At 71.3% G+C, this 26,750-nt stretch carries 25 protein-coding genes; 8 read left to right on the top strand and 17 right to left on the bottom strand.

Annotation, left to right across the window (positions count from 1 at the left end):
- Positions 1-29 precede the first annotated feature (29 nt).
- From ACZ4TO_RS32245 to ACZ4TO_RS32235, 3 genes are all read right to left on the bottom strand, one after another.
- Positions 30-1,679 (bottom strand): FAD-dependent monooxygenase, encoded by a 1,650-nt coding sequence (locus ACZ4TO_RS32245; protein WP_468026097.1) that lies wholly within the window; start codon positions 1,677-1,679, stop codon positions 30-32.
- Between the two features lie 124 nt (positions 1,680-1,803).
- A complete protein-coding gene (locus ACZ4TO_RS32240; RefSeq protein ID WP_468026096.1) occupies positions 1,804-2,982 on the bottom strand; it encodes a PP2C family protein-serine/threonine phosphatase in 1,179 nt (392 codons plus the stop codon).
- 171 nt (positions 2,983-3,153) lie between these two features.
- A complete protein-coding gene (locus ACZ4TO_RS32235; protein ID WP_382778756.1) occupies positions 3,154-3,621 on the bottom strand; it encodes a hypothetical protein in 468 nt (155 codons plus the stop codon).
- A 198-nt stretch (positions 3,622-3,819) separates the two neighbouring features.
- On the opposite strand from ACZ4TO_RS32235, the gene ACZ4TO_RS32230 reads away from it, so the two are divergent.
- Complete coding sequence (locus ACZ4TO_RS32230; RefSeq protein ID WP_382778755.1) at positions 3,820-4,467, top strand: TetR/AcrR family transcriptional regulator; 648 nt, start codon at positions 3,820-3,822, stop codon at positions 4,465-4,467.
- Positions 4,468-4,613: 146 nt separating this feature from the next.
- Here the strand turns inward: ACZ4TO_RS32230 and ACZ4TO_RS32225 are convergent, their stop codons facing one another.
- The 4 genes from ACZ4TO_RS32225 to ACZ4TO_RS32210 all read right to left on the bottom strand — a co-directional run bounded on the left by ACZ4TO_RS32225 (position 4,614) and on the right by ACZ4TO_RS32210 (position 9,306).
- Complete coding sequence (locus ACZ4TO_RS32225; RefSeq protein WP_385044812.1) at positions 4,614-6,176, bottom strand: MFS transporter; 1,563 nt, start codon at positions 6,174-6,176, stop codon at positions 4,614-4,616.
- Between the two features lie 304 nt (positions 6,177-6,480).
- Entirely contained in the window at positions 6,481-7,314 is an 834-nt protein-coding gene (locus tag ACZ4TO_RS32220; RefSeq protein ID WP_468026095.1) for an FAD binding domain-containing protein, read from the bottom strand.
- Between the two features lie 260 nt (positions 7,315-7,574).
- Positions 7,575-8,408: an ABC transporter ATP-binding protein gene (locus ACZ4TO_RS32215; protein WP_382778752.1), complete on the bottom strand. Its 834-nt coding sequence runs from the start codon at positions 8,406-8,408 to the stop codon at positions 7,575-7,577.
- Positions 8,409-8,571: 163 nt separating this feature from the next.
- Positions 8,572-9,306 (bottom strand): hypothetical protein, encoded by a 735-nt coding sequence (locus ACZ4TO_RS32210; RefSeq protein WP_382778751.1) that lies wholly within the window; start codon positions 9,304-9,306, stop codon positions 8,572-8,574.
- Between the two features lie 185 nt (positions 9,307-9,491).
- Here ACZ4TO_RS32210 and ACZ4TO_RS32205 point away from each other — a divergent pair, with 185 nt between their 5' ends.
- Positions 9,492-9,746, top strand: coding sequence for a DUF6479 family protein (locus tag ACZ4TO_RS32205; protein ID WP_468026094.1), 255 nt, complete (start codon positions 9,492-9,494; stop codon positions 9,744-9,746).
- A 574-nt stretch (positions 9,747-10,320) separates the two neighbouring features.
- Here ACZ4TO_RS32205 and ACZ4TO_RS32200 read toward each other — a convergent pair.
- Positions 10,321-10,671 (bottom strand): PRC-barrel domain-containing protein, encoded by a 351-nt coding sequence (locus ACZ4TO_RS32200; RefSeq protein ID WP_382778749.1) that lies wholly within the window; start codon positions 10,669-10,671, stop codon positions 10,321-10,323.
- A 135-nt stretch (positions 10,672-10,806) separates the two neighbouring features.
- Positions 10,807-10,977, bottom strand: coding sequence for a hydrophobic protein (locus ACZ4TO_RS32195; RefSeq protein WP_356288335.1), 171 nt, complete (start codon positions 10,975-10,977; stop codon positions 10,807-10,809).
- Positions 10,978-11,160: 183 nt separating this feature from the next.
- On the opposite strand from ACZ4TO_RS32195, the gene ACZ4TO_RS32190 reads away from it, so the two are divergent.
- The 3 genes from ACZ4TO_RS32190 to ACZ4TO_RS32180 all read left to right on the top strand — a co-directional run bounded on the left by ACZ4TO_RS32190 (position 11,161) and on the right by ACZ4TO_RS32180 (position 12,728).
- Complete coding sequence (locus tag ACZ4TO_RS32190; protein ID WP_382778748.1) at positions 11,161-11,337, top strand: CsbD family protein; 177 nt, start codon at positions 11,161-11,163, stop codon at positions 11,335-11,337.
- A 256-nt stretch (positions 11,338-11,593) separates the two neighbouring features.
- Complete coding sequence (locus ACZ4TO_RS32185; RefSeq protein ID WP_451076280.1) at positions 11,594-12,091, top strand: SRPBCC family protein; 498 nt, start codon at positions 11,594-11,596, stop codon at positions 12,089-12,091.
- 118 nt (positions 12,092-12,209) lie between these two features.
- A complete protein-coding gene (locus ACZ4TO_RS32180; RefSeq protein WP_468026093.1) occupies positions 12,210-12,728 on the top strand; it encodes an actin depolymerization factor/cofilin- and gelsolin-like domain-containing protein in 519 nt (172 codons plus the stop codon).
- A gap of 78 nt (positions 12,729-12,806) precedes the next feature.
- Here ACZ4TO_RS32180 and lpdA read toward each other — a convergent pair whose 3' ends face one another.
- A complete protein-coding gene (lpdA, locus tag ACZ4TO_RS32175; protein WP_382778745.1) occupies positions 12,807-14,207 on the bottom strand; it encodes a dihydrolipoyl dehydrogenase in 1,401 nt (466 codons plus the stop codon).
- A 196-nt stretch (positions 14,208-14,403) separates the two neighbouring features.
- Positions 14,404-16,626: a catalase/peroxidase HPI gene (gene katG, locus ACZ4TO_RS32170; protein WP_468026092.1), complete on the bottom strand. Its 2,223-nt coding sequence runs from the start codon at positions 16,624-16,626 to the stop codon at positions 14,404-14,406.
- 592 nt (positions 16,627-17,218) lie between these two features.
- On the opposite strand from katG, the gene ACZ4TO_RS32165 reads away from it, so the two are divergent.
- Positions 17,219-17,629 carry a Fur family transcriptional regulator gene (locus ACZ4TO_RS32165; RefSeq protein WP_355767177.1) on the top strand — a complete coding sequence of 137 codons (411 nt, stop codon included), beginning with the start codon at positions 17,219-17,221 and terminating at the stop codon, positions 17,627-17,629.
- 64 nt (positions 17,630-17,693) lie between these two features.
- Positions 17,694-18,266: a GNAT family N-acetyltransferase gene (locus tag ACZ4TO_RS32160; RefSeq protein ID WP_385044833.1), complete on the top strand. Its 573-nt coding sequence runs from the start codon at positions 17,694-17,696 to the stop codon at positions 18,264-18,266.
- Here the strand turns inward: ACZ4TO_RS32160 and ligA are convergent.
- Positions 18,254-20,347 (bottom strand): NAD-dependent DNA ligase LigA, encoded by a 2,094-nt coding sequence (ligA, locus tag ACZ4TO_RS32155; RefSeq protein WP_382778742.1) that lies wholly within the window; start codon positions 20,345-20,347, stop codon positions 18,254-18,256. The genes ACZ4TO_RS32160 and ligA overlap by 13 nt on opposite strands.
- 200 nt (positions 20,348-20,547) lie before the next feature.
- On the opposite strand from ligA, the gene ACZ4TO_RS32150 reads away from it, so the two are divergent.
- Positions 20,548-21,522 carry a helix-turn-helix domain-containing protein gene (locus tag ACZ4TO_RS32150; protein ID WP_382778741.1) on the top strand — a complete coding sequence of 325 codons (975 nt, stop codon included), beginning with the start codon at positions 20,548-20,550 and terminating at the stop codon, positions 21,520-21,522.
- A 56-nt stretch (positions 21,523-21,578) separates the two neighbouring features.
- Here ACZ4TO_RS32150 and ACZ4TO_RS32145 read toward each other — a convergent pair whose 3' ends face one another.
- The 5 genes from ACZ4TO_RS32145 to ACZ4TO_RS32125 form a co-directional block, all read right to left on the bottom strand.
- On the bottom strand, positions 21,579-22,001 hold the full coding sequence (locus ACZ4TO_RS32145; protein WP_382778740.1) for an ArsR/SmtB family transcription factor: 423 nt from the start codon (positions 21,999-22,001) through the stop codon (positions 21,579-21,581).
- Between the two features lie 204 nt (positions 22,002-22,205).
- Entirely contained in the window at positions 22,206-22,580 is a 375-nt protein-coding gene (locus ACZ4TO_RS32140; protein ID WP_382778739.1) for a hypothetical protein, read from the bottom strand.
- A 171-nt stretch (positions 22,581-22,751) separates the two neighbouring features.
- Positions 22,752-24,752, bottom strand: coding sequence for an acetoacetate--CoA ligase (locus ACZ4TO_RS32135; RefSeq protein WP_468026091.1), 2,001 nt, complete (start codon positions 24,750-24,752; stop codon positions 22,752-22,754).
- A 30-nt stretch (positions 24,753-24,782) separates the two neighbouring features.
- Positions 24,783-25,445: an RBBP9/YdeN family alpha/beta hydrolase gene (locus ACZ4TO_RS32130; protein WP_468026090.1), complete on the bottom strand. Its 663-nt coding sequence runs from the start codon at positions 25,443-25,445 to the stop codon at positions 24,783-24,785.
- Positions 25,442-26,728, bottom strand: a complete 1,287-nt coding sequence (locus ACZ4TO_RS32125) for an MFS transporter (RefSeq protein WP_468026089.1) — start codon at positions 26,726-26,728, stop codon at positions 25,442-25,444. Before ACZ4TO_RS32125 ends, ACZ4TO_RS32130 begins: the two co-directional genes overlap by 4 nt.
- Positions 26,729-26,750: the final 22 nt, after the last annotated feature.

Below are 26,750 nucleotides of genomic sequence, written 5' to 3'. Positions count from 1 at the left end.
CCTGTCGGGGCCGAGGAGGGCCGACGCCGTCACCGGGTGCCGGAGTCGGCCGGGGCGAAGGTGCGGGCGAGGTGGGCGGTCAGCTCCGCCGCCGTCGGCGGGCGGAGGCGGGCACCGACATAGCCGTCCGGGCGGACCAGGAAGGCGGTCGCCCCGTCGGAGACCCCGTAGAGACGGGCGAACTCGCCGAGCGTGTCGATGTACTGCGGCGGGCCGGCGGTGTCCGGGGCGCTTCCGGCGGGCCGGATCACACAGGTGCCGACCCGCCCCGAGGAGAACTCGTCCGCTGCTTCGGCGAGTTGTCGGCCCTGCTCGCCGTCCCCGTAGACGAGCAGCACGTGCCCGCGGTCGCGCAGGAGGTCGTACAGGCGCAGCGGGAACGCGGCGATGTGCGCCGTGAGGCCGGTGCAGTCGGGCGCCCGGTCGCCCGGCTGGGGGCCGGGGCATTCCGCGGCCGGGCCCACGAGCGGGCTGCCGCGGTAGCCGACGAGGAGCTGTGCCTCGCGCAGCATCACGGTCGTCGGGTCGTCCGGGTCGGCCTGGACGCCGTGTGCCGCGTGGCGGACCGTGCGCGCGACGACCTCCTCGCCCACGGGCCGCCGCTCGGCGTCGTAACTGGCGGTGAGTTCGGGGTGCGCGCCGCCCTCGACGGCCAGGGCGAGTTTCCAGGCGAGGTTCCAGGCGTCCTGGATGCCGGTGTTCATACCCTGGGCGCCCGTCGGCGGATGGATGTGCGCCGCGTCGCCGGCGACGAAGACGCGGCCGTCGCCGTAGCGGTCGACGATCCGGTGGCTGATGCGGAAGACGGAGGACCAGCGCAGGCGGGAGGCGGTCGCGGGCCGTGGGGACATCCGGTCCAGCACCGCCTGGATGTCCGAGAGCGCGGGCGCGACGCTGCCGTCCAGGCCGTGGGCGACGCCGTCGGACGGGTCGCCCGGCCCGTCGTTCCGCGCCGCGGCGGAGAGTTCGGGCGGGACCATCATCGAGGTCCGGTACCGGTTGTCGCCGGGCAGCGGGATGCACACCAGGATGTCGTCCACCGCGCCGTCCCCGTCGTGGTGCATGGCACGGACGCCGTAGCCCGGCGGCATGTCCCAGTCCACCTCGACGTCGCCCAGCATGTACTCCTCGGGGAACGCGCTCCCCTCGAAGCTGAGACCCAGCTTCTTGCGCACGACGCTGTGCGCGCCGTCGCAGCCCACCAGATAGCGCGCCCTGACCTCCTCCTCGGCTCCGGACGCCGATCGCAGGGAGACGGTCACACCGTCGGCGTCCTGGTCGAACGAGACCAGTTCCGTTCCCCGTTCGATCGCGGTCCCGAACCGAGCGAGGTGTTCCTCCAGGATGCGTTCCGTCTCGTACTGCGGCAGGGCCGCGAAGCCGTACGGCACCTCGGGCGGCAGGGCGAAGTCGATCCGGGCCTTCTCGGCGCCGTTGACGTAGGCGAGCTGCCCGTACATCGGTGCCGCCGCCTCCAGAACGGTGCGGGTGAGCCCCATGTGGTCCCAGATCTCCAGCGTGCGCGGCTGGATGCCCACGGCCTTCGCGTACGGCAGCCGCTCCGGAAGCCGGTCGACGATACGGCAGCGGACCCCGCGCCTGCGCAGTTCCGCGGCCGCGGTGAGACCCACCGGGCCCGCGCCCGCCACCAGGACGTCCGTTGCGAAGGTGTGGGCCACAGGAGCCTCCCTGGGTGTGCCCCCTGCGTCGAGTCGATCTCCCTCCATCGTGGCCCCGCGGCGACCGGCCTCGCCACCGGGCATGTGCGCGCGGCGCGCGCCGGGGCGCCCCGGCGCCGGTGGTTCAGCGTTGCGCGGGCGGGGTCGATCCGTCGGTGGGAAGCCGGTGATGGCCGTCCAGGGGGTGGTGGGCGAGGCGGAGGTGGTGCGCGGCGGTGCGTTCGATGACCAGGAAGGCGGCGTCGTCACCGGGCTGGTCGCCGATGTGCCGGACGAGGTCGTCGTGGATCTGGCGCAGCAGGACGTCGGGGTTGGAGGCGGCGAAGCCGGCGACGCGCTCGGCCAGCGGGTAGAAGGCGCCCTCCGGGGAGCGGGCCTCGATCACGCCGTCGGTGTACAGCAGCAGGAAGTCGCCGGCCTCGAAGGTGAACGGATCGGTGTGGTGGCTGGAGGCGGGCAGTTCGCACATGCCCAGCGGGGGCACGGGGTGGCGTGCGTGCAGGACGCTCACCTGGTGATCGCGCAGGAGCAGCGGCGGCGGATGACCGCAGTTGATCATTTCGACCTGTCTGCCGTCATCGGGGATGTCGAGGACGAGCGCCGTGACGAAGTGCTCGCCCGGGTCGTGCTCGGTGTCGGCCACCTCGTCCAGGTCCCGGCACACGCTCACCTCGAGGGCCGCCGTCAGTTCGGGCAGCGTGGCGTAGCGGTGCGCGCCCTCGCGGAAGGCGCCCAGCACCACCGAGGCCTCGCCGATGGCGGCCAGCCCCTTGCCCCGGACGTCGCCGATGATGACGCGGGTGGACGCGTCGACGGCCCGGGTCACCGCGAACAGGTCGCCGCCGATCTGCGTGTCGTCGTCGGCGGCCAGATACAGCCAGGCCACGCGCAGCGGGCCGATCCGGCGCGGTGGCGGCCGCAGCAGCACCCGTTGCGCGGTCTCGGCGACGGAGCGGGCCCGCACGAGTTCCTGGGCCCGTCGCTCCCGTACCCGGCAGACGAACACGACGAGGGCGGAGAGCACCACCAGGGCGATGAGCTGGGCGATGTGATTGGTTGTGCCGATCCCGCCGTGCAGGATGGCGACGACCACCTGGGCGGCGACCGCCAGGACGCCGACCAGGGCCGTCAGGGCGGGGCCCGCGAGCGAGGCCGTGAGGGTCGGTGCGATGACGAGCAGGGGTCCCAGGTGGACGTCGGTGGGGGAGCGGATGTCCACCACGGTGATCACGACGATCAACGCGAGCGGGATCGCCACCAGACCGCGACCGGACGGTTGTTCGACGAGACGGTCCACTGACATGCGCCGGATACCCACATGCCCCATTTTGTACCTGTTTCTGTGGCTACGGGGTTCCGGGCGGTGTTCACCGTCGGCGAGTCCGGCGCGGGCGCCGGTGCTCGGGTGACCCCTTGGGGCGGCCTCGGGCGGGGCCCCAGGCGCGCGGTGCCGGGTCCGCGAGGGACCCCGGCGTCAGTTCCACAACGGGTAGCTGACCTTCTGCGCGTATCCGTCCGGGTGGTTCTGGGTGTAGGTGAGCGTCATCTGCGTGTAGTGCCGCAGGTGGGGGTTCTTCTTCCACTGCTGCGGGTGGTCCAGCCGGACGACGACCGGGTACGAGTGGAACTTGCCCGCCGCGCAGTACGGCTTGCAGTCGTTCACCATGTTCACTCCCCGGGCGACCGCGGAGTCCTGGTTCCACTGCGACCAGTGGAGCGAGACGAGGCGGCTGTTGCCGTCGCCGCAGGCCAGGATGAACTCGGCGGGGCGCACGTCCGGATGCCAGAAGCAGTCCACGAGTACGGGGGACGCCTGGCGGTGCCGCGCGGGGTGCGAGGTCGCGTGCGAGGTCGCGGGGGTGGCGGAAGCGGTACCCATCACCGCTGTGAGCGCCGCGGCCGCGCAGATGGTGAACGCGGTCCGGATCGAGTTTGTGCGCATATCAGCTCCGTGCGGGACGCTCTTTCGTATGGCCGTCGAGGTGTCGGCTCTGGCTCGACGCTACGGCCTCGATGTGTGATGTACCACTCATTCGGATGAACGATGCCATTTCGTAAGAAGAGGTCGACATCGGTACACAGGGTGGCGGATCGGAACGCCCCGCAACCGTGCCGGACGGCGCCTTAGAATTCGTCCGTGATGAATAAACCCGGTGGGCAGCGCGGTCGCAGGCCGGGAAGCCCGGACACCAGGGCCGCGATCCTGGAGGTCGCCCGGCGCCGCTTCCTGGAGGACGGCTATCACGCGGTGACCCTCCGGTCCGTCGCCGCCGAGGCCGACGTCGATCTCGCGCTGATCAGCTACTACTTCGGATCGAAGAAGGGGCTGTTCGGTGCCGCGCTGGCGCTGGGCGCGAACCCGGCCGAACTCCTCGCGCGGGTCGTGGAGGAAGGCGACCTCACCACGTTCCCCGAGCGGGTCGTCCGTCAGGTCGTCGCCGTCTGGGACGACCCCGTGACGGGGCCGCCCCTGCTCGCGATGATGAAGACCGCCATCGACGACGACTCCCTCGGCGCACTGGTGAAGGAGGCGCTGGAGCGCGAGATCGTCGACCGGATCGCGACGCTCGTGCCGGGACGGGACGCCCGTCAGCGTGCCACCGCGTTCACCACGGTGATCGCCGGGCTGATCGCCACCCGCTATCTGCTGCGCCTGGAGCCGATCTCCTCCATGACGACCGACGACCTGGTCCGCCTCATGAGCCCACAGCTGCGCCAGGCCCTGCGCGGCCCCGGACGCCCGGCCCGGGACACCGGGGCCAGGGGGCGACCGGCCGCGCGTCCCTGACGCACCGGCTCCGTACCGTCCCTACCGTCCCTACCGTCCTTCGACCGGGGGCCCCGGCGGCCGGATGCCCGCGCCCCGCGCGGCGTGCGAAAGACCGGCGCCTCGCACCGCGCGAGGCACCGGTCTTCGAGCCGGCGGAGTACGGCTCAGAGGTACGAGGGCTGCTCCTGCGCGCCGGAGGTCTCCGGGACCTCGTGAGCCTCGGCGGACTCCTCGGGCCGCGGGGCGGAGCGCAGCAGCGCCGCGACGGCGACGGCGGCCAGGACGGCGGCGGCCGAGGCGCCGAGGAGCGCCACGTGCATGCCGTCGACGAAGGCGGTCGTCGCCCGGCCGGAGACCGGGCCGCCGATGGCGTGGGCCGCGGCCAGCGAGGAACGGGCCGCGTCCGCCACCTGCTGCGGCAGACCGGGCAGGCTCAGGTGGTCGCGGTAGGCGGCGCTGAGCAGGCTGCCGAGCACGGCGATCCCCAGGGCGCCGCCGAGCTCCCGCGCCAGGTCGTTCATGGCCGAGCCCACGTTCTGCAGCGACCGCGGCAGGGCGTCCGTGATGGAGGTCGTGGCCGGTGTCATGGCCAGCCCCATCCCCGCGCCCAGCGGCACGAGACCGGTCGCGATCAGCCAGTACGGGCTCGACGCGTCCAGCAGGGAGAGGATCCCCATGCCCGCCGCGACGCCGACGAGACCGGCCACCCAGGGTCCCCGGAAACCGAACCGGCCGACCAGCACCGGGGCCGCCCGGGAGACCGGAACCATGGTCACGGCCATCGGCAGCATGGCGGTCGCGGCCATCAAGGCGCTGTCGCCGCGCACCAGTTGCAGGTACTGCATCATCACGAAGATGAACCCGAAGAACACGAAGAACTGAAGCATGATCGACAGCGAGCCCGCGGCGAAGTGGCGGTTGCGGAACAGCCGGGGATCGAGCAACGGGTTCTCGCGGCGCAGCTCGAAGAGGACGAAGCCGGCCAGCACGACCAGACCCAGCCCGATCCCGGCGAGCGTGACCGGGTCGGCCCACCCGCGGGTCGGCGCCTCGATGACCGAGTAGACGAGCGCCACCAGACCGGCCACGGCGAGCAGGGCGCCCCCGACGTCGAGCCTGGGCTGCTTCGCTTCGGCGGACTCGGGCACGAACAGCAGCGTTCCGATCAGGGCCACCAGGGCCAGAGTGACGTTCAGCAGGAACACCGAGCGCCATGACCAGCCCTCCAGCAGGGCGCCGGAGGCGAACAGTCCCACCAGCGCGCTGGCTCCGGCGACCGCCGCCCAGACGCTCACCGCCCGCGCCCGCTGAGCGCGCGGGAACGTCGTGGTGATGGTCGACAGCGTGGCCGGCATGACCAGCGCCGCACCCACACCGAGGACGCCCCGCAGCGCGATGAGCGCCGACGGCTCGGTCGTCAGCGCGGCGGCGGCGGACCCGGCGCCGAAGATCGTCAGCCCCGCGATCAGGGCCCGCCTGCGGCCGAACCGGTCACCCAGCGCGCCGGCCGGCAGCAGCAGCGACGCGAACACGAGGCTGTAGGCGTCGATGATCCAGGACAACTGCGTCTGCGAGGCATGGGTCTCGCGGGCGAGATCGGGAAGCGCCACGTTGAGCGAGGCCATGGCGGCCACCACCGTGCCGAGGGCGACGCAGGTGACCACCAGAACCAGGTTGTGTCGTACGGCCGGTGCGGGACCGGCGGCTGGGGTGCGGGTGGAGGGCATGGGCTCCGTCCTTCGTCCGAGCGGTCCGGGAGGTTCCCGGTGCCTGGACCCAGAGTCGGGAGTCGGCCCTGCGATTTCCACGTTGATGAATTACGGATGCGGCCCGTCGGCCGGTGCCCCGGGGCGGCGTCCGTACCCGGCCCCCGCACCCGAGTCGGGCGGAGACGCCGGTCAACGGGCCGGGGGCCCCGGGCCCGCGGACGGCCGGGGACGAGCGCGCCGACGCCCCCGTCCCCGGATCCGTACGACCGCTCACCACCTGTTGAATTTCCGGTCGCCTGTGTCGGGGGCCGGGGGAGCGGCCCTAGTGGTCGGTGGAGAGTGCCAGAAGGTCGGTCACCTGTCGGGCGACGAGATCCCATGCCGGGGCCGGGAGCCGGCCGAGGGAACCGTCCCGCAGTGCGTGCAGGGCCGCCTCGGTGTCGCCCCGGTACACGGCGTTCTCGCTGAACACCTCGTCCTCGGAGCGGACCGCGACGCGGAGGAGGGTGGTGCCGGTGGTGGTGCCGCTGGTGGTGTCTGTGTCTGTGCCTGCGCCTGTGCCGTTGCTGTCCTGGTCCCCGACGCCGTCTCCGATGCCGTCACCGTCACCGTCACCGTCGCCGTCGCCGTCGACGGAGTGCAGGGCGGCGGCGACGACGAGCGGCGACGGTCCGCCCGGCTCGGCCGGGGCCTTGACGTAGTTGCTGGTGACCGGTGTGCGCCAGCGCAGGCTCAGGAGCAGATGACGCTTGGCGATCACCTCGGCCAGATCGGTCTCGGTGACACCCTCCGGCTCCAGGACCACCGCGCGGGCGTCCAGGACGAGGGCCGCGGGGAGCAGGCAACGCAGCGTGCTGCCCACGATGTTGCCGCCCACCGTGGCCGTCCGGCGGACCGCGCCGGTCCCCACCGTGGAGGCCGCGCGGCGCAGCACCTCCGGTACACGGCCGTCGATGCGGTTCAGCACCACGGCCGCGCCCAGGGCGTCGGGCTCGATCGTGTTGGCCTCCGGGAGTTCACGCAGCGACATGGCGTGGTCGGGGAACCCGTCCCGTTGCCAGGTGGCCCACACCAGTGTGGCGCCGCCGATCGGCACCGCCCCTTGGGTCAGGTACTCCTGTGCTTCGGACACGGACGTGGGCAGACGCAACAGCACGACAGCCGACCTGCTTTCCTGGTGACTTGGCGGCGGGGTACTCGGTGTCTTGGCGAAAAGACCGTCGACAGGCGCATTTTCGCCGTACGGACGGGGGCGCGTACAGGGCACACTCCATCAACTGGTGCGCCCCGCCATGCGGTTGGGCCCACGTCGGGGGACCTCACCGGGGGCGGCCCACACGCGCTGTCCGCACTCGACGGGCGGCCATGGCGCCCGTCGCTTTCCTTTCCCGCGCCGCGAGTTGCTTCGTACCGCTGTCAACTACCCTGGTGGGAGCCGGAATAGGCAGCCCATCGGCCGCCGTGCCGGACCACGCTGATCCGCCGGCCGAAGCAATCGGTCATCCGGGAATCGGTCAGGGTGTCCTCGACGGGCCCCTGCGCCAGGACGCGCCCCTCGCGCAGGAGCAGCGCCCGGCCGACGGCCGGGGACAGCTCCTCCAGGTGGTGGGTGACCGTCACGGTGGCGAGGTGCGGGCGGCTCTCGGCCAGCCGCTGCATCGCTTCGACGAGGTCCTCCCGGGAGGGCAGATCCAGGGCGTTGAACGGCTCGTCGAGCAGGAGCAGGGCAGGCTCGGCCATCAGGGCCCTGGCGATCAGGACGCGGGCCCGCTGCCCGCCCGAGCAGACCCCGTACGGCCGGTCGGCCAGCTCCTTGATGTCCAGTTCGGCGAGCAGTTCGTGAGCGCGCCGGCGCACCTCGGCGTCGTACTTCCGCCACAGCGGCTGTACGGTCCCGGTGTGGCCCGTCAGGACGACGCCGTGGGCGTCGAGGTCCTGCGGCACGCGCTGTGCGGTGCTCACATGGCCGATGCGGGCGCGCAGCTCACGCACGTCGACCCGGCCGAGCCGGCAGCCGAGCACCTCGACGCTCCCGGTCGTCGGATGCATCAGCGCGCCCAGGAGACGCAGCAGGGTGGTCTTGCCCGCGCCGTTGGCGCCGAGCAGGGCCCAGTGCTCACCGGCCCGTACCGTCCAGTCGATCTCCGAGAGGATCACCTGGCGGGTCGTGTGACGGTGGACGCTCACGTCGCGGAGGGCGACCACCGTCCCCGGGCCGCCGGCGTCCGGCTCGGTCCGCACCTCGGCCATGTCCGCTCTCCCCTCGATCGGTCGTCGCGTCTCGCAGAGTAGATGCAGCGCGCATCTTGTTGCTGGCGCGTCCGCTGGGTGGACGGCGCAGGGTCGCGCTCGGCCAGGTCGGCCGCGAGCGCGCTGAGCCGAGGGACGCCCTTCCACCGTGGGCGGCTCACGATCACTTCAGGATGTTGACGGCGCGGGACACCACCAGCACCACGGTGACCAGGGAGACGGTGGACTGGAGCATCATCAGCATCTTGGCCCAGCGGGACAGCGGCATCACGTCGGTCGGGCTGAAGGCGGCGGAGTTGGTGAAGGAGAGGTACAGGTAGTCCAGGAACGCCGGTTCCCAGTCGGGCGGCGCGGATTCGGGGCTCTGCATCTGGACGAAGAGGAAGTCGGCGTACTGGCGGTGGCCCATCATGCGGTTCGCCGGCCCGCCCCGGTCCAACTCCCAGAACCACAGGGCGAACACGATGACGTTGGTGAGCCAGATGTTGCCGCCGGTCAGCAGCAGCGTCGTGGCGTTCGTCCCTTCGCCGCCGTGGACGAGGCCCCGCACCAGCTCGGCCGCGGCCCAGCCGTTGGCCAGGCTGATGAGCCCGATGAGGGCCAGCCCCAGCGACCGCAGCCACTTGTTCCGGGGCTCGACCCGGCGGGGGTTGGCGGCGACGAGCCCCAGCAGCAGGACCACTTCGAGGGCCGGCAGCACGCCGAACGGCAGGAGGGTCAACCGCTCAGGAAGCTTGAGCTGGAGGACGACCGCCACCAGGATCGCGGCGGTCACCGCCCAGCGCGGCTCCCCGTGCGTCACCCTCCGCCAGGCGGGGGCCACTTCGCGTTCACCGGACTCCAGGAGCCGTTCGATGCCGATGAGCCGGCTCTGGGTGTCGTTCGATCCGTCGTTCATGCGGGTGATTGTCGCGCGTGGCCCCGTACGCCGCGGCGCTCCCCGTCGTCGGTGGGCCGTCGCCGAACGGCAGGCAGGGTGCGCCGTACCGCGATGGGCGGCCGAAGAGGTGGGGGCCGCTGGGCCTCCAGGCGCCACGGCCTGCGGAAGTGGGTGCTTTGCGAGGATCTGGGTACCCGGCATCCATGATCGACGAAGCGCACACCACACTGGCCCTTTCTTCCATGGGCGCTCTCTGGCTGACGGTGGCGGGTGTCGCTGTGGTCGCCGTCCTGATCGCGGCATTCGTTGTCGGCGGTCGACGTGCCACCCGGCGCAAGGTGTCCACCCCGGCGCCGAACACGGAACTGGCACAACGGGCCCTGGCCGACCCCGCACAGCGTGGCGAAGGCTGGAGCACTCCCGATGACGACCCCGAACAGGGGAGCCCCCGCCGCTGACCGCGGACGGATGCGAAGCGGCGCCCGGCCGGCGACAGAAGCGGCGCGACCCGCGTGCCTTCGAAGACCTTGACCTCGTGGTTCGGCTGCCCGAGCGAAGACCTTGACCTCGCGGTTCGGCTGCCCGAGCGAGGACCTTGACCTCGCGGTTCGGCTGGCCGAGCCGGAAACCGTCGGGCCTCGGCCGATCGGCCGAGGCCCGACAGCGTGCGCCGTCAACCCGCTCCACAGCGGGCGGTGTGATCACTGATCAGAATCCGCCCGATCAATCGGCTGCGGTGGCACGTCCGGAATCATCGCTCTCCGCGAGCGGATCGACTCGATGGCCTCCGCCAGCCGCTGCACCAACGTCAGCTCGATGTCCTGGGATCCGTCCGCTGCAGCGGACGGATCCAGACCCCTGACACCATCGTCCACGTGCGCCGAGTTCCCGAGCGAAGCCCTGTCAAACAGGGGCCGTCGCAAGGGTTCACGCGCCCGCTGTCCCTTCGTAACGCCAGTCCATGGACGCACGGAAAGCGGGGCCGCCCGGAGTGCTTCCGGGCGGCCCCACTCGGCGTACGGTGCCGCGAGGTCAGGCGCGGTTGTTCTCGTAGTAGCCGCCGACCTGCTCGTGGTATCCGGCGTCGCCGACGTGCTTGTCCTTGTCGAACTCGGGGGAGTTCTTGATCTGGTCCTTGGTGAGCGCGACGTAGATCTTCTGCTCGTCCTGGTCGACGGACTGCACGGTGCCGGCCGGAAGCAGGACGTGCTTGCCGAAGATCCATACGCCGGTGTCGACGACGAGGTACGAGGAGCTGACGTCGTCCGAGTGCTTGTCGACCTTCCCGATGCTGCCGTCGGTCGCCTCGACCTTGTATCCGGTCAGGTCGGTGCCCGCGACGTGGCCGGTGGTCGGCTGGTAGCCCCAGATGCTGTCACTCATGAAACGGCTCCCTCATCGAAATTGTGTTCAGGGTCCGCAGGAAAGACCGCGGAGTCGTACAGGCGTCATCAAAATTCGGTGACTTTCCTCGTGATGTCGAGTGTCCTGAATATCGGACGCTACACATCAATTCTTCTACCAGCGGTACCAACGGCCCCGCTTGCCGCCGCTGGCCGTGGGCCGGATCACGAAGCCGAGGACCCATACGACCAGCACGATGACAGCGATCCACCACAGGGCCTTGAGTGCGAAACCGGCACCGAAGAGGATCAGGGCGAGCAGGAGAACGAGAAGAACAGGAACCATGATTATCAACCTCCGAGCCGTCGTGTGCCCTGCCCGACGATCTCCACTCCAGCGGATCTCGAATATTTCCTACGGCCTCGGAGTGGCCGGAATTCTGTGGGGTGTGTTCCGGGTTTGAGACTGTCATAAGTGGTGACACAGGAGAGGAAATATTTCTCCTCAGGAAACAGGATGTGAGCGGTTGTGGCTGCGGACGAGAAGGCTCAGGCCAAGGGCGAGCAGGCCAAGGGCAAGGTCAAGAAGGTCGTGGGCGGTGCCGTGGGCAACGAGTCCCTGAAGGCCGAGGGGCGTGCCGAAGAGTCCAAGGGTGATCTGCGCACGGCCAAGGAGAAGGCCAAGGACGCCATCAAGCCCAAGTAGTCCCCGCCGGCCGGTCCCGGTAGCCGCCCCGTCCTGCGGGCCAGGCTGCCGGGACCTGTGCTGTGTCCGAGGGAGCGGCGGAAGGCGGACGACCTGTCGGCCCTCGTGCCGGGAGGAGACGCGCATGATGCCCGTGGAGACGCGCATGATGCCCGTGGAGACCCGCGCGTGATGCCCGTGCGGACCGCCGCATGATCCCGGTGCGGACGGGTACTCGTCGGTCTCCGCGTGTTCTCCGCTACTCCTGGGGTTTGTCGTGGCCATTCGACACCAAGTGATCGAGCAGCCTCCTGACGCCGTCTGGGCGGTTCTCGAGGATCCCCGGCTCTACGCCGAGTGGGTCGTGGGGACTTCCGCCTCCTGGCCACTGGACAGGCGATGGCCGCAGGTCGACGCGGCGCTCGCGTATCGCGTGGACCTGGGCCCCTGGACCCTGGAAGGGCGGACGGTGGTCCGCCGGTGGGAACCGCCCCGCCGGCTGGAACTCGAAGCCGACAGCGGCCGCTTGGGCACGGCGCGCATCGCCGTCGAAGTGCGCCCCTGGGGCGGACAGACCCTGGTCCTGGTCGACGAGCACCCGCTGCGCGGACCGGGAGGAGCCCTGCACGCGGCGCCTCTCGACCTCCTGATCCAGTTGCGGCACCGAAGCATGCTGCCCCGCCTCGCCCGAACCGTGGAGCGCGTCGCCTCCGCGACCTCCGACACCACCGCCAGGGCCGTCCCGCGGGACTCGGCGACCAGTCGCCGGGCTTGAGGGGCGGAGGTTCCTGCCCGTTCGGCGCGCGGCCGACCCCGCGATCATCACCTCACGACACGCTCCTGCCGCAAGACCGTGATCGGCCTACGTATCCGGGGCGGAGGGAGAGAGTGCCATGAGCAACCACATCTCCGTGGACGACACCTGCGTCAGCGCGTTCTGGGAGCTGAAGGGGAAGCGTGAAGTCAACACGGTGCTCTACCGGCTCAGCGACGCCTTGGACACCTGTGTCGTCGAACGCCGGGCCAATCTGACGCACGACGAGCTTCTGTCGGCGCTGCCCGCGCACGAGCCCCGACTCGTCCTCCTCGACCTGGCCTTCGCGTCGGTCGACGGAGCGCGCCGCAACAAGATCCTGCTGATCTCCTGGGTGCCGCGCGGAATCACGCCTCAGCACGAGGCGGCCTACGCTCACGGCCGTGCCGCCCTGCTGCGCAGGCTCGACGGAAGTCTTCTCACCGTGCGGGCCACGGACTCGGCGGACCTGGACTACCACCGCCTGGTCTCCGAGGCCCAGGCAGGAGCGCGGGTCCGGGGCAGGTCGGGCAGCGTGAGCGGATCCACCGTCCCCGTGGCACGGACCGGCGCCTTCGGCGACGGCACGCGGTCCGCGTCGCGGAGACGTTCCGCGTGAGGCGTCGCCGAGGCTCCGCCGCACCGCTTCCGGGCCGGCTCCGCTGCCGGTCGGAAGCCGTGCGGCGGCACTCGCCCGTCACATGTTGATCATGTGGCCGGCCAGTCCGTGGACGGCCTCCTTGACGGCCTCTCCGAGAGTCGGGTGGCCGTGCACATTGCGGGCGACCTCGTTGACCGTCAGGTCCCACTGCTGGGCGAGCGTCAACTCCGGGAGCAGCTCGGTGACTTCGGGACCGATCAGGTGGGCGCCGAGGAGTTCGCCGTAGCGCGCGTCGCTGAGGAGTTTGACGAAGCCCGCCGTCTCGCCCAGGCCGTGGGCCTTGCCGTTCGCCGTGAACGGGAACTTCGCCACCTTGACGTCGAAGCCCCGCTCGCGCGCCTGCGCCTCCGTCCAGCCGAAACTGGCGATCTGCGGCTGGCAGTAGGTGGCCCGCGGGATCATGACGTAGTCGAGCTCCATCGTCTCGGCGTCGCCGATCGTCTCGGCCGCCACGATGCCCATCGACTCCGCCGCGTGGGCGAGCATCAGCTTCGCCGTCACGTCCCCGATGGCGTAGATGTGCGGCACGCTCGTACGGCAGCGGCCGTCGATGTCGATCGCGCCGCGGTCGGTGAGCTTCACCCCGGTGTTCTCCAGGCCGTAGCCCTGCACGCGCGGCTGGAACCCGATCGCCTGGAGCACCTTGCCGGCCTCGAGCGTCTGCCGCTGCCCGCCCGTGGTCACCATGACCTTGACCGAGCCTCCCGAGTCGTCGATCGCCTCGACGCGGGTGGACGTCAGTACGTTGATGCCGAGCCGCTTGTAGCGGCGGGCCAGTTCGGCGGAGACCTCCTCGTCCTCCAACGGGACGATCCGGTCGAGGAATTCGACGAGGGTGACCTGGACGCCGTAGTTGTGGAGCACGTAGGCGAACTCCACGCCGATGGCGCCGGCGCCCGCGATGACGATGCTGTCCGGGAGGGTGTCCGACAGGATCTGCTCCTCGTACGTCACCACGCGTTCGCTCAGCGAGGTTCCCGGGAGCAGCTTGGTGGTGGCGCCGGCGGCGATGATGCAGTTGCCGAAGGTGACGGTCTCGGAGCCGCCGTCGGTCAGGGCGACGTCGAGCGTGCGGTCGTCGCGGAAGGTGCCGCGGCCGGTGTACTGGGTGATCTTGTTCTTCTTCATCAGGTAGTGGACGCCCTTGACGCGTCCGTCCGCCACCTTGCGACTGCGGGTGAAGGCGGCGCCGTAGTCGAAGGTCACCTCGCCGTTCACCTGGATGCCGAAGGTCTTGGCCTCCTGGGTGAAGATGTGGGCGAGCTCCGCGTTGCGCAGCAGCGCCTTCGACGGGATGCACCCCACGTTGAGGCACACACCGCCCCAGTACTTCTCCTCGATGATCGCCGTGCTGAGTCCGAGCTGGGCGGCCCGGATCGCCGCGACATATCCTCCCGGGCCGGCGCCCAGGACCACAACGTCAAAGTGTGCGCTCATGGCGTTCAGCCTAGAACGCCACCCCGCCCGGCGACGTGACGGGCGCGCGGCCGTGGAGGCCGCGGGAAGGGCGGGCCGTGGCACGCCGACGGGCCGGCCCCGGGCAGGGGCCGGCCCGTACGGCAGGCCGTGTCGGGCGGCGTCACGCGCCGCCCGACGTCAGGCCGTGTGAGGCGGCGTCACGCGCCGCCCGACCTCAGACGAGGTCGAACCGGTCCAGGTTCATGACCTTGTCCCAGGCGGCGACGAAGTCCTTCACGAACTTCGCCTTGGCGTCGTCGCTCGCGTAGACCTCGGCGAGCGCGCGCAGCTCGGAGTTCGAGCCGAAGACGAGGTCGGCACGCGTGCCGGTCCACTTGACCTCGCCGGTGGCGTCGTCGCGGGCCTCGAAGGTGGTCGCGTCCTCGGAGATCGCCGTCCACGTCGTGCCCAGGTCGAGCAGGTTGACGAAGAAGTCGTTCGTGAGCTGTCCGGGGGTCGCGGTGAGGACACCGTGCGCGGACTGGCCGTGGTTGGCGCCCAGGACACGCAGACCGCCGACGAGGACGGTGAGTTCCGGTGCGCTCAGGGTCAGCAGGTTCGCGCGGTCGAGCAGCAGGTACTCGGCCGGGAGGCGGTTGCCCTTGCCCAGGTAGTTGCGGAAGCCGTCCGAGGTCGGCTCCAGCGCGGCGAAGGACTCCGCGTCGGTGTGCTCGTCCGTCGCGTCGACACGGCCCGGGGTGAAGGGCACCTGGATGTCGTGACCGGCGTCCTTGGCGGCCTTCTCGACCGCGGCGACACCGCCGAGGACGATCAGGTCGGCCAGCGAGACGTGCTTGTCACCGGCGTTGAAGTCGCGCTGGACGCTCTCCAGCGTGCGCAGCACCGTGGCCAGCGTGTCGGGGTCGTTGGCCTCCCAGCCGCGCTGCGGCTCCAGACGGATGCGGCCGCCGTTGGCGCCGCCGCGCTTGTCGCTGCCGCGGAACGTCGAGGCCGACGCCCACGCGGTGAAGACGAGCTGCGCGACCGTCAGGTCCGAGGCGAGGATCTTCGCCTTGAGGGCGCTGACGTCCTCGGCGCCGATGACCTCGCCCTGCGCCTCCGGCAGCGGGTCCTGCCACAGCAGCGTCTCCTCCGGGACCTCCGGGCCGAGGTAGAGGGACTTCGGGCCCATGTCGCGGTGGGTCAGCTTGTACCAGGCCCGTGCGAAGGCGTCCGCGAACTCGGCGGGGTTCTCGTGGAAGCGGCGGGAGATCGGCCCGTAGATCGGGTCGAAGCGCAGCGACAGGTCCGTCGTGAGCATCGAGGGGGCGATCTTCTTCGACGGGTCGTGCGCGGCCGGGACGGTGCCCTCGCCCGCGCCGTCCTTCGGCTTCCACTGGTTGGCGCCGGCCGGGCTCTGGGTCAGCTCCCACTCGTAGCCGAAGAGGTTGTCGAAGAAGCCGTTGCTCCACTGGGTGGGCGTGGTGGTCCAGGTGACCTCCAGGCCGGAGGTGATGGCGTCGGCGCCCTTGCCGGTGCCGTACGTGCTCTTCCAGCCCAGGCCCTGCGCCTCGATCGGGGCGGCCTCGGGGTCGTCGCCGACGCTCTCCGCCGGTCCGGCGCCGTGGGTCTTGCCGAAGGTGTGACCGCCCGCGATCAGGGCGACCGTCTCCTCGTCGTTCATCGCCATCCGGCGGAAGGTCTCACGGATGTCGCGGGCCGCGGCGATCGGGTCCGGGTTGCCGTTCGGGCCCTCGGGGTTGACGTAGATGAGACCCATCTGGACGGCGCCGAGCGGGTTCTCCAGCTCGCGGTCGCCCGTGTAGCGCTCGTCGTCGAGCCAGGTGGTCTCCGGGCCCCAGTACACGTCCTCCTCGGACTCCCACACGTCCTCACGGCCACCGGCGAAGCCGAAGGTGTCGAAGCCCATCTGCTCCAGGGCGACATTGCCGGTGAGGATCATGAGGTCGGCCCAGGAGAGGCTCTGGCCGTACTTCTTCTTCACGGGCCACAGCAGACGGCGGGCCTTGTCCAGGTTGCCGTTGTCCGGCCAGCTGTTCAGGGGGGCGAAGCGCTGCTGTCCGGCACCGGCGCCGCCGCGGCCGTCGCTGATGCGGTAGGTGCCCGCGCTGTGCCAGGCCATACGGATCATGAAGGGGCCGTAGTTGCCGAAGTCGGCGGGCCACCAGTCCTGCGAGGTCGTGAGCACCTCGGCGATGTCCTGCTTCACCGCGGCGAGGTCGAGGGCCTGGAAGGCCGCGGCGTAGTCGAAGTCCTCGCCGAGCGGGTTGGCCACGGCGGGGTTCTTGGCAAGGATCTTCAGGTTGAGACGCTCCGGCCACCACTGGCGGTTGCCGCCGCCCTGGGTCGGGTGCGGAGCGCGGCCGTGCGCGACCGGGCAGCCGCCCGCCCCCTCCGTTTTCGCGTCGGTGACGATCGCGTCGTGGTTCTCAGACATGGGAATCCTTCCGGAAGGGCCGATCTACGTGCTCAGCGACTACGGGTGGGGGGAACAGCCGGGGCCGGGCCCCGGAATCCGGCCCCGGAACCTTCGGCGGAGCCGACGGGGAGGCCGTTGTTTTCGGACGATAACGCGCAAAGGGGGCGATCCGTCGCGCGACCGGGGGTGGGAGTGCCGTACGCGGCGCGCGCCGGACCGGCTGGACCGGTCCGATGCGGGGTACGGATCCCGCCACGGCGAGCGGACGGAGGGCTGTGTGCCACGTGCGGGGAGGTGCGGCGCCGGGTCGCCCGCCGCGGCGGCGATCGCGTCGCCGCCGGGGCGGTTCCGGGCTCCGGGAGCTTCCCGGGCTGCGTGTCACGGCGGCCGTCACGCGCAGGCCGCCGCCGCGTGGTTCCACGGCGGTGGTCCCGACATCTGTGTCTCTCCTGCTCGTGCCGAAGTGTTCTTGTCCCTTGGCCAGTGCCAAAACCGATCCTACGATGGACAGAGTCCAAGTCAAGAAGGACACCAGACCCATATTCGATCGGACCCAGGATGCACACGGATAAACTGCGGGTTCCCACCGATCCTGAAAAGGTGAACCGATATGAGTGACCTGCTGGAGCGACTGCGAGGGCGTGGCTGGCGGATGACTTCCCAGCGGCGCGTCGTTGCGGAGGTCCTCGACGGCGATCATGTGCATCTCACGGCCGACGAGGTGCACGCCCGTGCGGCCGAACGGCTGCCCGAGATCTCCCGGGCGACCGTCTACAACGCCCTGGGGGAGCTGGTCTCGCTCGGCGAGGTGATCGAGGTCACCACCGACGGACGCGCCAAACGCTACGACCCGAACGCGCACCGCCCGCACCAGCATCTGGTGTGTTCCGCCTGCGGCACCGTCCGTGACGTCCACCCCACCGGCAACCCGCTGGCCGACCTTCCCGCGACGGAACGATTCGGTTTCACCGTGGCCGCCGTCGAGGTCACCTACCGGGGGCTGTGCCCTTCGTGCGCCTAGGGCGTACCCGCGTCGCGTGGCATGTCCCGGGCGGGACGCCGAGGACACGCCCTAGGCTTCGGCCATGATCGAGACCGAGCGGGATCTCTCAGGGGCGATACGGATCAGGCCCGGCGGACCGGGCGACGCGCGGGCGGTTCTGGACATGCTCGACGGAGCGGTGGCCTGGATGAACGCCCGGGGCAACACCGAGCAGTGGGGCACGACCCCGTACTCGGCGACGACGGGCGGGGCCGAGCGTGTCCGGCGGTACATGACCGAGAACGCGCCCTTCGTCGCGGAAGCCGGGGGAGTACCCGTCGGCGCCATGGTCCTCGACACCGGGCCCAGCCCGCAGATGCCGATCGAGCCCGCCGGAGAACCCGAGCGGTACGTCCGGCTGCTGGTGTCCGACCGACGGCACGCCGGCCGCGGCATCGGGGCCGCGCTCCTCGCCCACGCCGTCGAGGAGACACGGCGGTCCGGCGTCGAGCTGCTGCGGGTCGACTGCTGGGCGGGCGGCGGGGGCGAACTGGTCGCGTTCTACGAGCGCCAGGGATTCACCCCCACCGAGCGGTTCCTCTCCGGAGCCTGGCCGGGCCAGGTGCTGGCCCGGCGCGTCGGCGTACCGCGTGCCCGGAGCGATCAGGAGAGGTAGTCGGCGACGAGCTCGGCGAACTCCTCCGGCGCCGCGAGCCTGACCCCGAGGCTCTCGGCCTTGGCACGCTTGGATCCGGCACCCTCGCCGGCGACGACCAGGGTCGTCTTCTTCGACACACTGGAGGACGAACGGCCGCCGGCGCGCTCGATGAGCTCGTTCATCTGGTTGCGGCTGAGCTGCTCCAGGGCGCCGGTCATCGCACCCGTGACCACCACCGTCATCCCGGCCAGCGGCCCGCCGGCCGTCTCGCCGCCCTCCGCGTCCGGGCCGTCCTCGCCGGGCGCGGCGGGCGGCGTCGCGCCCGGCTCGGTCATGTTGACGCCCGCGGCGGCGAGCTTGTCGATCAGCGGGGCCAGCTCGGCGAGCTCCGCGACGATCGAGGGGGCCTTCTCCGTGCCGATCCCTTCCACCCGCTGCATCGCCTCCGCGTCCGCCGCCCGTATGTGCTCCATCGTCGCGAAGTACCGGGCGATGCGCCGGGACATGGAACGGCCGGTGCCGCGGACACCCAGCGCGCACAGCACCCGGGACAGCGGTCTGCCCTTGGCCGTCTCGATCGCGGCGAGGAGGTTGTCGGTGCTGGTCTCGCCCATCCGCTCCAGGCCGAGGAGCTGCTCGCGCGTCAGGTGGAACAGACCGGCGAGATCGGCGACCAGTCCGCTCTCGACGAGCTGGACGACCCGTGTGTGGCCGAGGCCCTCGATGTCGAGCTGGTCGCGGCCCGCCGCGTACGAGAGGGCGGCCACCAGATGACAGTTGCGGCCCTGCTCGCAGCGCCACCGCTGCTCGCTGGTGTCGATGGCGGACCCGCAGTTCGGGCACGTCTCGGGGAAGAGGATGGGCTGTTCCTCGCCGGTGCGCAGATGGGCGACCGGAGCCTCGACGCGGGGGATGACGTCCCCGGCGCGGTGGACCATCACATGGTCGCCCAGCCGCAGATCGCGACGCGTGATGTCCGCCGGGTTGTGCAGGGTCGCGTACGTGATCGTCGAGCCGTCGATCTCGACCGGCTCCAGCACCGCGCGCGGGGCGACGATGCCGGTGCGGCCCACGTTCCACTCGACCGCCAGCAGCCGGGTGATCTTCTCGACGGCCGGGAGCTTGTACGCGATCGCCCAGCGCGGCGCGCGTGAACCGGACCCCGCGGCCCGCTGGTCGGCGGCCAGGTCCGCCTTGACGACGATCCCGTCGATCCCGAACGGCAGCTCGGCGCGCAGCGCCCCGATCTCCTGGACCCGGGCCAGCACCTGCTCGGCGTTCGCCGCCGTGACACCGGGGACGGCCGTGCTCGCGGTCGTGTTCACGCCCAGACCGGCCGCCCGGGCCATGAGCTCGCTGTGCGCGAGCTCGCCGAGCCGGGCGGCCTCCGCGGCCTCGGTGCCCGGCACCGGCAGCAGGCCGTAGCCGAAGAAGGTCATCGGAACGGTGTAGGCGCGCTCCTTGGCGCGCAGCGTGCCCGCCGCGGCGTTCCGCGGGTTCGCGAACGGCTGCCCGCCGTGCGCGGTGCGGACCTCGTTGGCGTGCTCGAACTGCGCCGTCGTCATGAGGACTTCGCCGCGCACCTCCAGCGTGAGCGGTTCGGCGAGTTCGCCGGGCAGGCCCTCGATCGTCCCGATCGCGTGCGACACGTCCTCACCGGCGGTGCCGTCCCCGCGGGTGATCAGCCGGGTGAGCCGCCCCTCCTGATACCGCGCCGCGATGGCCAGGCCGTCGAGCTTCGGCTCGACGCTGTACCGCTCCACCTCGTGACCGGTGCGCCGGGCCAGCGACGCCGTCCAGGCGACGAACTCCTCGGAGGAGAAGACGTTGTCCAGGCTCAGCATCGGCACCGTGTGCGGGACGTCCCCCTCGACGGCGCCGCCCGCGACCTTCCCGGTCGGCGAGTCGGGCAGCACCTGCTCGGGATGGGCCGCCTCCCACGCGGCGATGCCGCGCACGAGCCGGTCGTACGCGTCGTCGTCCAGCACGGACGTGCCGCCCTCGTAATAGGCTGCCGACGCCTTCAACGCGTCCTCGACCGCCTGCGCGTAGGCGACGGCGTCCACGATCACTGCAACAGGTGTTGTCATACCCGTCATCCTGCCTGCCACCACTGACAATGCCCTCCCGGCGGCCGCTTCGGGACAGGCACTTCGGGCGATGCGGGCAAGTGCGTCACCCGGAGGTGACAGGGGGCCGGAGGGTGAAGTAGACCTGGGACGACCGCGCCACCGCGCGGGTCCCCCGGGCCGCACCGGCAGGTCCCCGCCCGGCCCCCAGCCGCCCTCAAGGAGTGCCCATGCTCACCGCGCTCGGTCTCGGTCCGGCCGAGGAGGAGATCTACCGTCTCCTGGTGGCGCGGGGACGGGCGGCCGTCGAGGAACTGGCGGCCCGCAGCGGCCGCCCCGAGTCCGAGGCGCGCGACATCCTCACCACGCTGGCCGGGCGCGGTCTCGTCGTGCCGCAGACGGCCGAGGGCGCCGCCACCGTCTTCGTGGCGGCGCCTCCCGCGGTCGCCCTCGGCGGGGAACTGCGGCGTCGGCGCGACGAGTTGAGCGCGGCGGAGCACGCGGTGCTCACGCTCGCCGAGCAGCACCGCTCGGGGGCCGAGGGCGGTGCGGTCGAGGTGATCGGCGACATCGACGCGGTCCGGCACCGGTTCCGGCAGCTCCAGGAGTCCGCCCGGCACGAGGTGCGGTCGATGATGGTGCCCGAACAGACGGTCGTGTCACGCGACGACAACACGGCGGAGGAGGGCGGGATCCACCGGGGGGTGCTCTACCGGACGATCCTGCACCGGGACGCGCTGAGCGAGCCCGGTCTGGTCACCCAGGCCCTCGCCGTACTGGGGGCCGGACAGCAGGTGAGGGTCGCCGACGCCGTCCCGGTCAAACTCATGATCGCGGACCACGATCTCGCGATGCTCCCCCTGTACAGCGGCCGCAACACCGCCGCCGCCTCGGTGCTCGTGCACGCCGGGGGACTCCTGGACGCCCTCGTCGCCTACTTCGAGCTGGCCTGGGAGCACGCCTATCCGCTGGCGCCGCACACGGCCGGCGACGGGATCGTCGAGCAACGCCCGGACGAGATAGACGAGTTCGACGCCCGGATGCTGGCCCTCGTGCTGGCCGGGCTCACCGACCAGGCGGTGGGGGCGCGCCTCGGCGTCTCGCGGCGCACCGTGCAGCGGCGCATCGGTGAACTCATGGCGCGGGCCGGCGCCGAGAGCCGTATCCAGCTCGGCTGGCACGCCGCGCGCCGGGGCTGGGCCTGAGGCCCGCTTCGTGGCGGGCGGGGGCTCGACGGGGGAGCGAGCCGGGTGCGCGTGCGTCAGTGTCCGCGGACCGCGGGTGAGGGCCGTACGGACCGGGTGACGACGAGGTCACCCTCGCGGGGACCGGGAGGCAGGCCCGTCTCGACGTCGGCCTGGCGGAGCTCGGCGAGCAACTCGGTCTGTCCGGCGAGCAGTTCGGTGAGGATGCGGCGGGCGGCACGCAGCAGTTCGGCGACGTCGCCGCCGGCGAGCGCGTAACTGACGGTCGAGCCCTCGCGGATGGACACCACGATGCCCGAGCGGCGCAGCACGGCCAGTTGCTGCGAGAGGTTGGACGGTTCGACCTCGATCTCGCTGAGCAGGTCGCGTACCGAGACGGGGCCGCTCTGCAGCAGCTCCAGGACGCGGATGCGCACAGGGTGTCCGAGCATGCGGAAGAACTCGGCCTTGGCCTGGTAGAGGGGAACCTGCCTGTTCAAAATCGTTCGCTCCCTGCCGCCTGGGGACGGGCTGTTTCTCCGGGCTGGTGCGGTGGCTGTCCGCGTCCCGCCGCGAACGGTGCCCGAAGGACCGATCCTGGCGGCTCCACCTCCGCACGCCCACGAGATTGACTCCATCTGGATGTACCTAAATGAAGAAGTCTTCAAGTCGTGGGCATGCGAAAGCGCGGAGAACGTGGCTGTCTACACCTCTAGTTCGGCTTCGATGCGTGCGAGCTGGTGGCGGGCCATGGCCAGGTTGGACGTCCCCTTGTTGAGCACCAGGTACAGGAACAGTCCGTTGCCGTCGCGGCCGGTCAGGGGACGGATCAGGTGGTACTGGCTCTCCAGCGTGATGAGTACGTCCTCGATCTTGCTCTTGAGCCCGAGGTGCTCCATCGTGCGCACCTTGGCCCGGACCACGTCGGTGTTGCCGGCCGCGGCGACGTTCAGGTCGAGGTCCTTGCCGCCCCCCAGCGTGCCCAGCGCCATGCCGCTCGTGTAGTCGACGAGGGCCACGCCCAGCGCGCCCTCGATCGACGTCATCGTCTCCTTGAGGGAGATCTCCACATTTGCCATACCGATGTCTCCTTCGGGTCACCGCGCGGACGGAGGAGTTCCCGACCGGCCGGTGACCCGGACCCTACGGACCGCCCGCCGGGGAGATCCGGCTTCTTTCGGGACTGACGGAAGGAGCATCGAAAGGCGCGTCAGGGGACAGTTAATTGATCGTCATTGGGCTGTCGTTGATCACGATTGGCGCCCCGCGCCCGGTGCGCACGTGACGGCGAACTCCGCGAACCACGCCAGCATCTCCGGGTGGGTGATGGACCCTTCACTGCTGACCTCGCCGGGGCGGGCGCCCTGGAGGACGCGTTTGACCGGGACCTCGAGCTTCTTGCCGGTGAGCGTGCGCGGCACGGCGGGGACCTGCACGATGACGTCGGGCACGTGGCGCGGGGACAGCCGGCTCCTGATGGCCCCGGCGACGTGCCGGCGCAGCCCGTCGTCGAGCGCGGTGCCCTCGGCGGGTACGACGAACAGCGGCATGAAGTAGGCGCCGTCGGGCTGTTCGACACCGATGACGAGGCTGTCGGCGATCTCGGGGAGCTGGTCGACCACGGCGTAGATGTCGGCGGAACCCATGCGTACGCCGGAACGGTTCAGGGTGGAGTCCGAGCGCCCCGCGACGACGACGGACAGATCGGTGTCGACGGTGACCCAGTCGCCGTGCCGCCAGATTCCGGGGTAGGTGTCGAAGTAGCCGGCCCGGTAGCGGGTCCCGTCCGGGTCGTCGACGAAGCGGAGCGGCATCGAGGGCATCGGCGCGGTCACCACCAGCTCACCCTGTTCACCGGTCAGCGGGCGTCCCTCGGGGTCCCAGGAGGCCAGGGCGACGCCGAGGGCGGGCGCCTGGATGCGGCCGACGCGGACGGGCAGCAGCGGGGTGCTCCCGGCGAGGACCGAGCAGACGTCGGTGCCGCCGCAGATGGACTGGAGCCGCACTCCGGGCGTCAGCCGGTCGTGGACCCACCGCCAGGTGCCGGGCGGCAGGGCCGATCCGGTCTGCAGCACGGTCCGCAGCCGGCCCAGACCGAACGTGTCCGCGGGACGCGTGTCGGCCTTCTCCGCCGCGGTGAGGTACGCGGCCCCCACGCCGAGCACGGTCGCGCCGGTCCGTTCGGCGATCTCCCAGACGCCGTCGAGACCGGGATACGTCGGGCTGCCGTCGTACAGGACGACCGTGCTGCCGTGCAGCAGCCCGCCGACCAGGAAGTTCCACACCATCCAGCTCGTGGAGGTGATGAAGAGATAGCGGTCGTCGGCGCGCAGGTCGATGCCCAGGCCCAGGGCCTTGAGCAGTTCGAGCACGATGCCGCCGTGCCCCTGGACGATCCCCTTCGGTATCCCGGTCGTTCCGGACGACCAGAGGATCCACAGCGGGTGGTCGAAGGGCACCTCGGCGAACTCCGGCTCGCCGTCCGCGCACGGCAGCGCGGACCACAGGTGCCGCTGTACGCCGGGCCGCCCGGACCACGGGTCGGCCGGGGAGGTGAAGAGGTTGTCGACGGCGAGGAGGTGGCGGACGGTGGGCAGGCCGTCCACGAGTTCGGCGACCTGCGGGCGCCTGTCGTACGTCTTGCCGCCGTAGCGGTATCCGTCCGCCGCGACCAGGACCTTCGGCCGTGCCTGGCGGAGCCGGGCGAGCACGGCGGGTGTGCCGAAGTCCGGGGAGCAGGCCGTCCACACGGCGCCGACGGCGGCCGTCGCGAGGAGCGCCACCACGGTCTGGCGGAGGTTGGGGAGGTATCCGGCCACGCAGTCGCCGGGCTCGACGCCCATGCCGCGCAGCGCCGCCGAGACATCGGCGACCTGCCGGCGCAGTTCCCGCCAGGAGGTCTCCTCGGGCGTGCCGTCCTCGGCCAGGCTCACGAGCGCCGGGCGGGCGTCCGTGGCTCGGGCGAAGCAGCGTTCGGCGAAGTTCAGCCGGGCGCCGGGGAACCAGTCGGCTCCCGGCATCGATGCGTCGGCCAGGACCTCCTCGTAGTCGGAGACCGCGTCCAGCCCGTAGAACTCCCACACCGCCGACCAGAATCCCGTGAGGTCGGTGGAGCTCCACCGCCACAGCTCGGCGTAGTCGGAGAAGCGGAGCCCGCGTGCCTCGCCCAGCCAGGCCATGAAGCGCGCGACGTCGGAGTCCTCCAACTCGCGGCGACCGGGGGACCACAGCAGGTCGGTGTCGGTGTTCATCGGGTGCCTTCCTGGGCTGGACGCGGCCGTTCAGCCGGTTTCCACGTCGCGGAGCAGTTCTTCCGCGCGCGGCCAGGGACCGTGGCCGGACGCGGGGTTGAGATGGCCGACCTCGCCGAGTTCGACCAGGGTGCCGCCCCAGTCGCGGGCCAGGGCGGCGACCCGTTCGGCCGTGCCGAGAGGGTCGTTCGCGCTGGCCGCGACGATGCTGGGGAAGGGCAGCGGGGTCCGGGGCACCGGCGTCCAGCCGTTCTCGCGGAGTACGTCCGGGGTCGGATAGCCCTCGGGCAGCGGGGTGTCGAAGTCCGGCGGTGTCGCGAGCAGCGCTCCGCGCACCCGGTCCGCGGTTCCCTGGGCCCAGTGGACCGTGGTGATCACGCCGGCGCTGTGCGCGACGAGCACGACGGGGCCCTCGGTCTCCGTGATCACCTTGTCGAGCGCCGCGACACGGGCCTCACGGCTCAGGCCGTCCTCGGTGAGCGGAGGCACGGTGCGTACGGTGCGCCCCGCCTCCGCCAGCCGGTCCGCCAGCAGGGTCTGCCAGTGCTCCGCGACATGATCGCGCAGCCCCGGGACGATCACGACCACGGGATCCGTCGTCGCGCCCACCGGGTCCCTGTTCACCGCCACCGGACCGGTCGCCGCGGCCACCGGGCCGGCGCTCGTGGCGGCCGGGTCGTTTCCGGCGCTCACGCGGTCACCACCGCGTCCTCCGGCTCGGCCGCCTGGGCGGGGCCGCTCGTCAGACGCCGCAGGTCACGCTCGTAGAAGTGACGGCCGATCAGGAACGCGGTGGTGGCGGCGAGCGCACCGAGCGGGACGATCCGCAGGGCACCGAGCAGCCCCAGGTGGTCGGCGAGCGCGCCCGTGACCGCGGGGCCCGGAGCCAGACCGAGCAGGCTGTTGGCGAAGGTGAGGGTGGCGAAGGCCGTCGCGGAGATGGCCGCGGGAGTCAGGTTCGCGACCATGGCGGTCGCGGGCCCGGCCGTGCCCGCCGACAGCAGGGCCCCGGCCGCCAGCACCATGAGCTGGAGCGGCCCGGTCGGCAGCCGGAACGCGGTCATGAGCAGGGCGAGCGAGCCGAGGCTGCACCCGATGGCCACCGCCCATTTGCGGAGGGGGAACGCCCGGCTGACGCGGTCGGAGACGATGCCGCCGCCGATCATGCCGACACCGATCACGAGGATGAAGACGCCGGCCGTCGCGCCGGCCTTCGCGGTGGGCATGTCGTAGTAGCGGTTGAAGTAGCTGGGCAGCCAGGCCATCAGGGAGGCGGCGATGAACAATTGGAGCCCGCTGCCCACGTAGGCGCTGATCACCGAGACGGAGGAGAACAGCCGGGGCAGCAGCAGACGCAGCCGGCCACGCGGTCCCGGATCGGGCTCGGCCCCGGCGGGAGCGGCCTCCGGGCGCAGTCGCCTCTCGGTGACGACGACACCGTAGACCGCGGCCAGCACCAGGCCGAAGACGCCCATGACACCGAACGCCCAGCGCCAGCCGAGGTGCTGGGCGACGGCGCCGCCGATCGAGACGCCGAGCACCGAACCGAAGGCCCCGCCCGCGATGAAGGCACCCGAGAGCGTGGCGCGCAGCCCGATCGGGAAGATGCTCAGGACGACGGCGATGCCGACACTTCCGTACGCCGCCTCGCCGACGCCCACGAAGAGGCGGCCGACGAACATCTGGTCGTAGTTCGCGGAGAGCGCGCAGCCGAGGGTCGCCACGCTCCACATCACCGCGGCCAGGAGCAGGCTCTTGACCCGGCCCCAGCGGTCGGCGATCAGCGACATCGGGAAGGTGAGCAGGCCGACCATGAGGGCGACGACGCTGCTGAGTGTGCCGAGCCTGGCGTCCGAGAGCAGCCACTCGCTCTTGAGATCCGGGAAGACGGCGTTGAGGACCTGCCGCGACATGTAGTCGGACAGCAGCAGGCCGAAACTGAGGGCGAAGACCACCCAGGCATAGCGTCGGGACACGGGCCATCCGGAAGAGACGGAC

The organism is Streptomyces sp. NPDC028298, from assembly GCF_055565895.1.
Note: the sequence above shows the minus strand (reverse complement) of the source record. Positions and strands in the feature narration are given on the sequence as shown.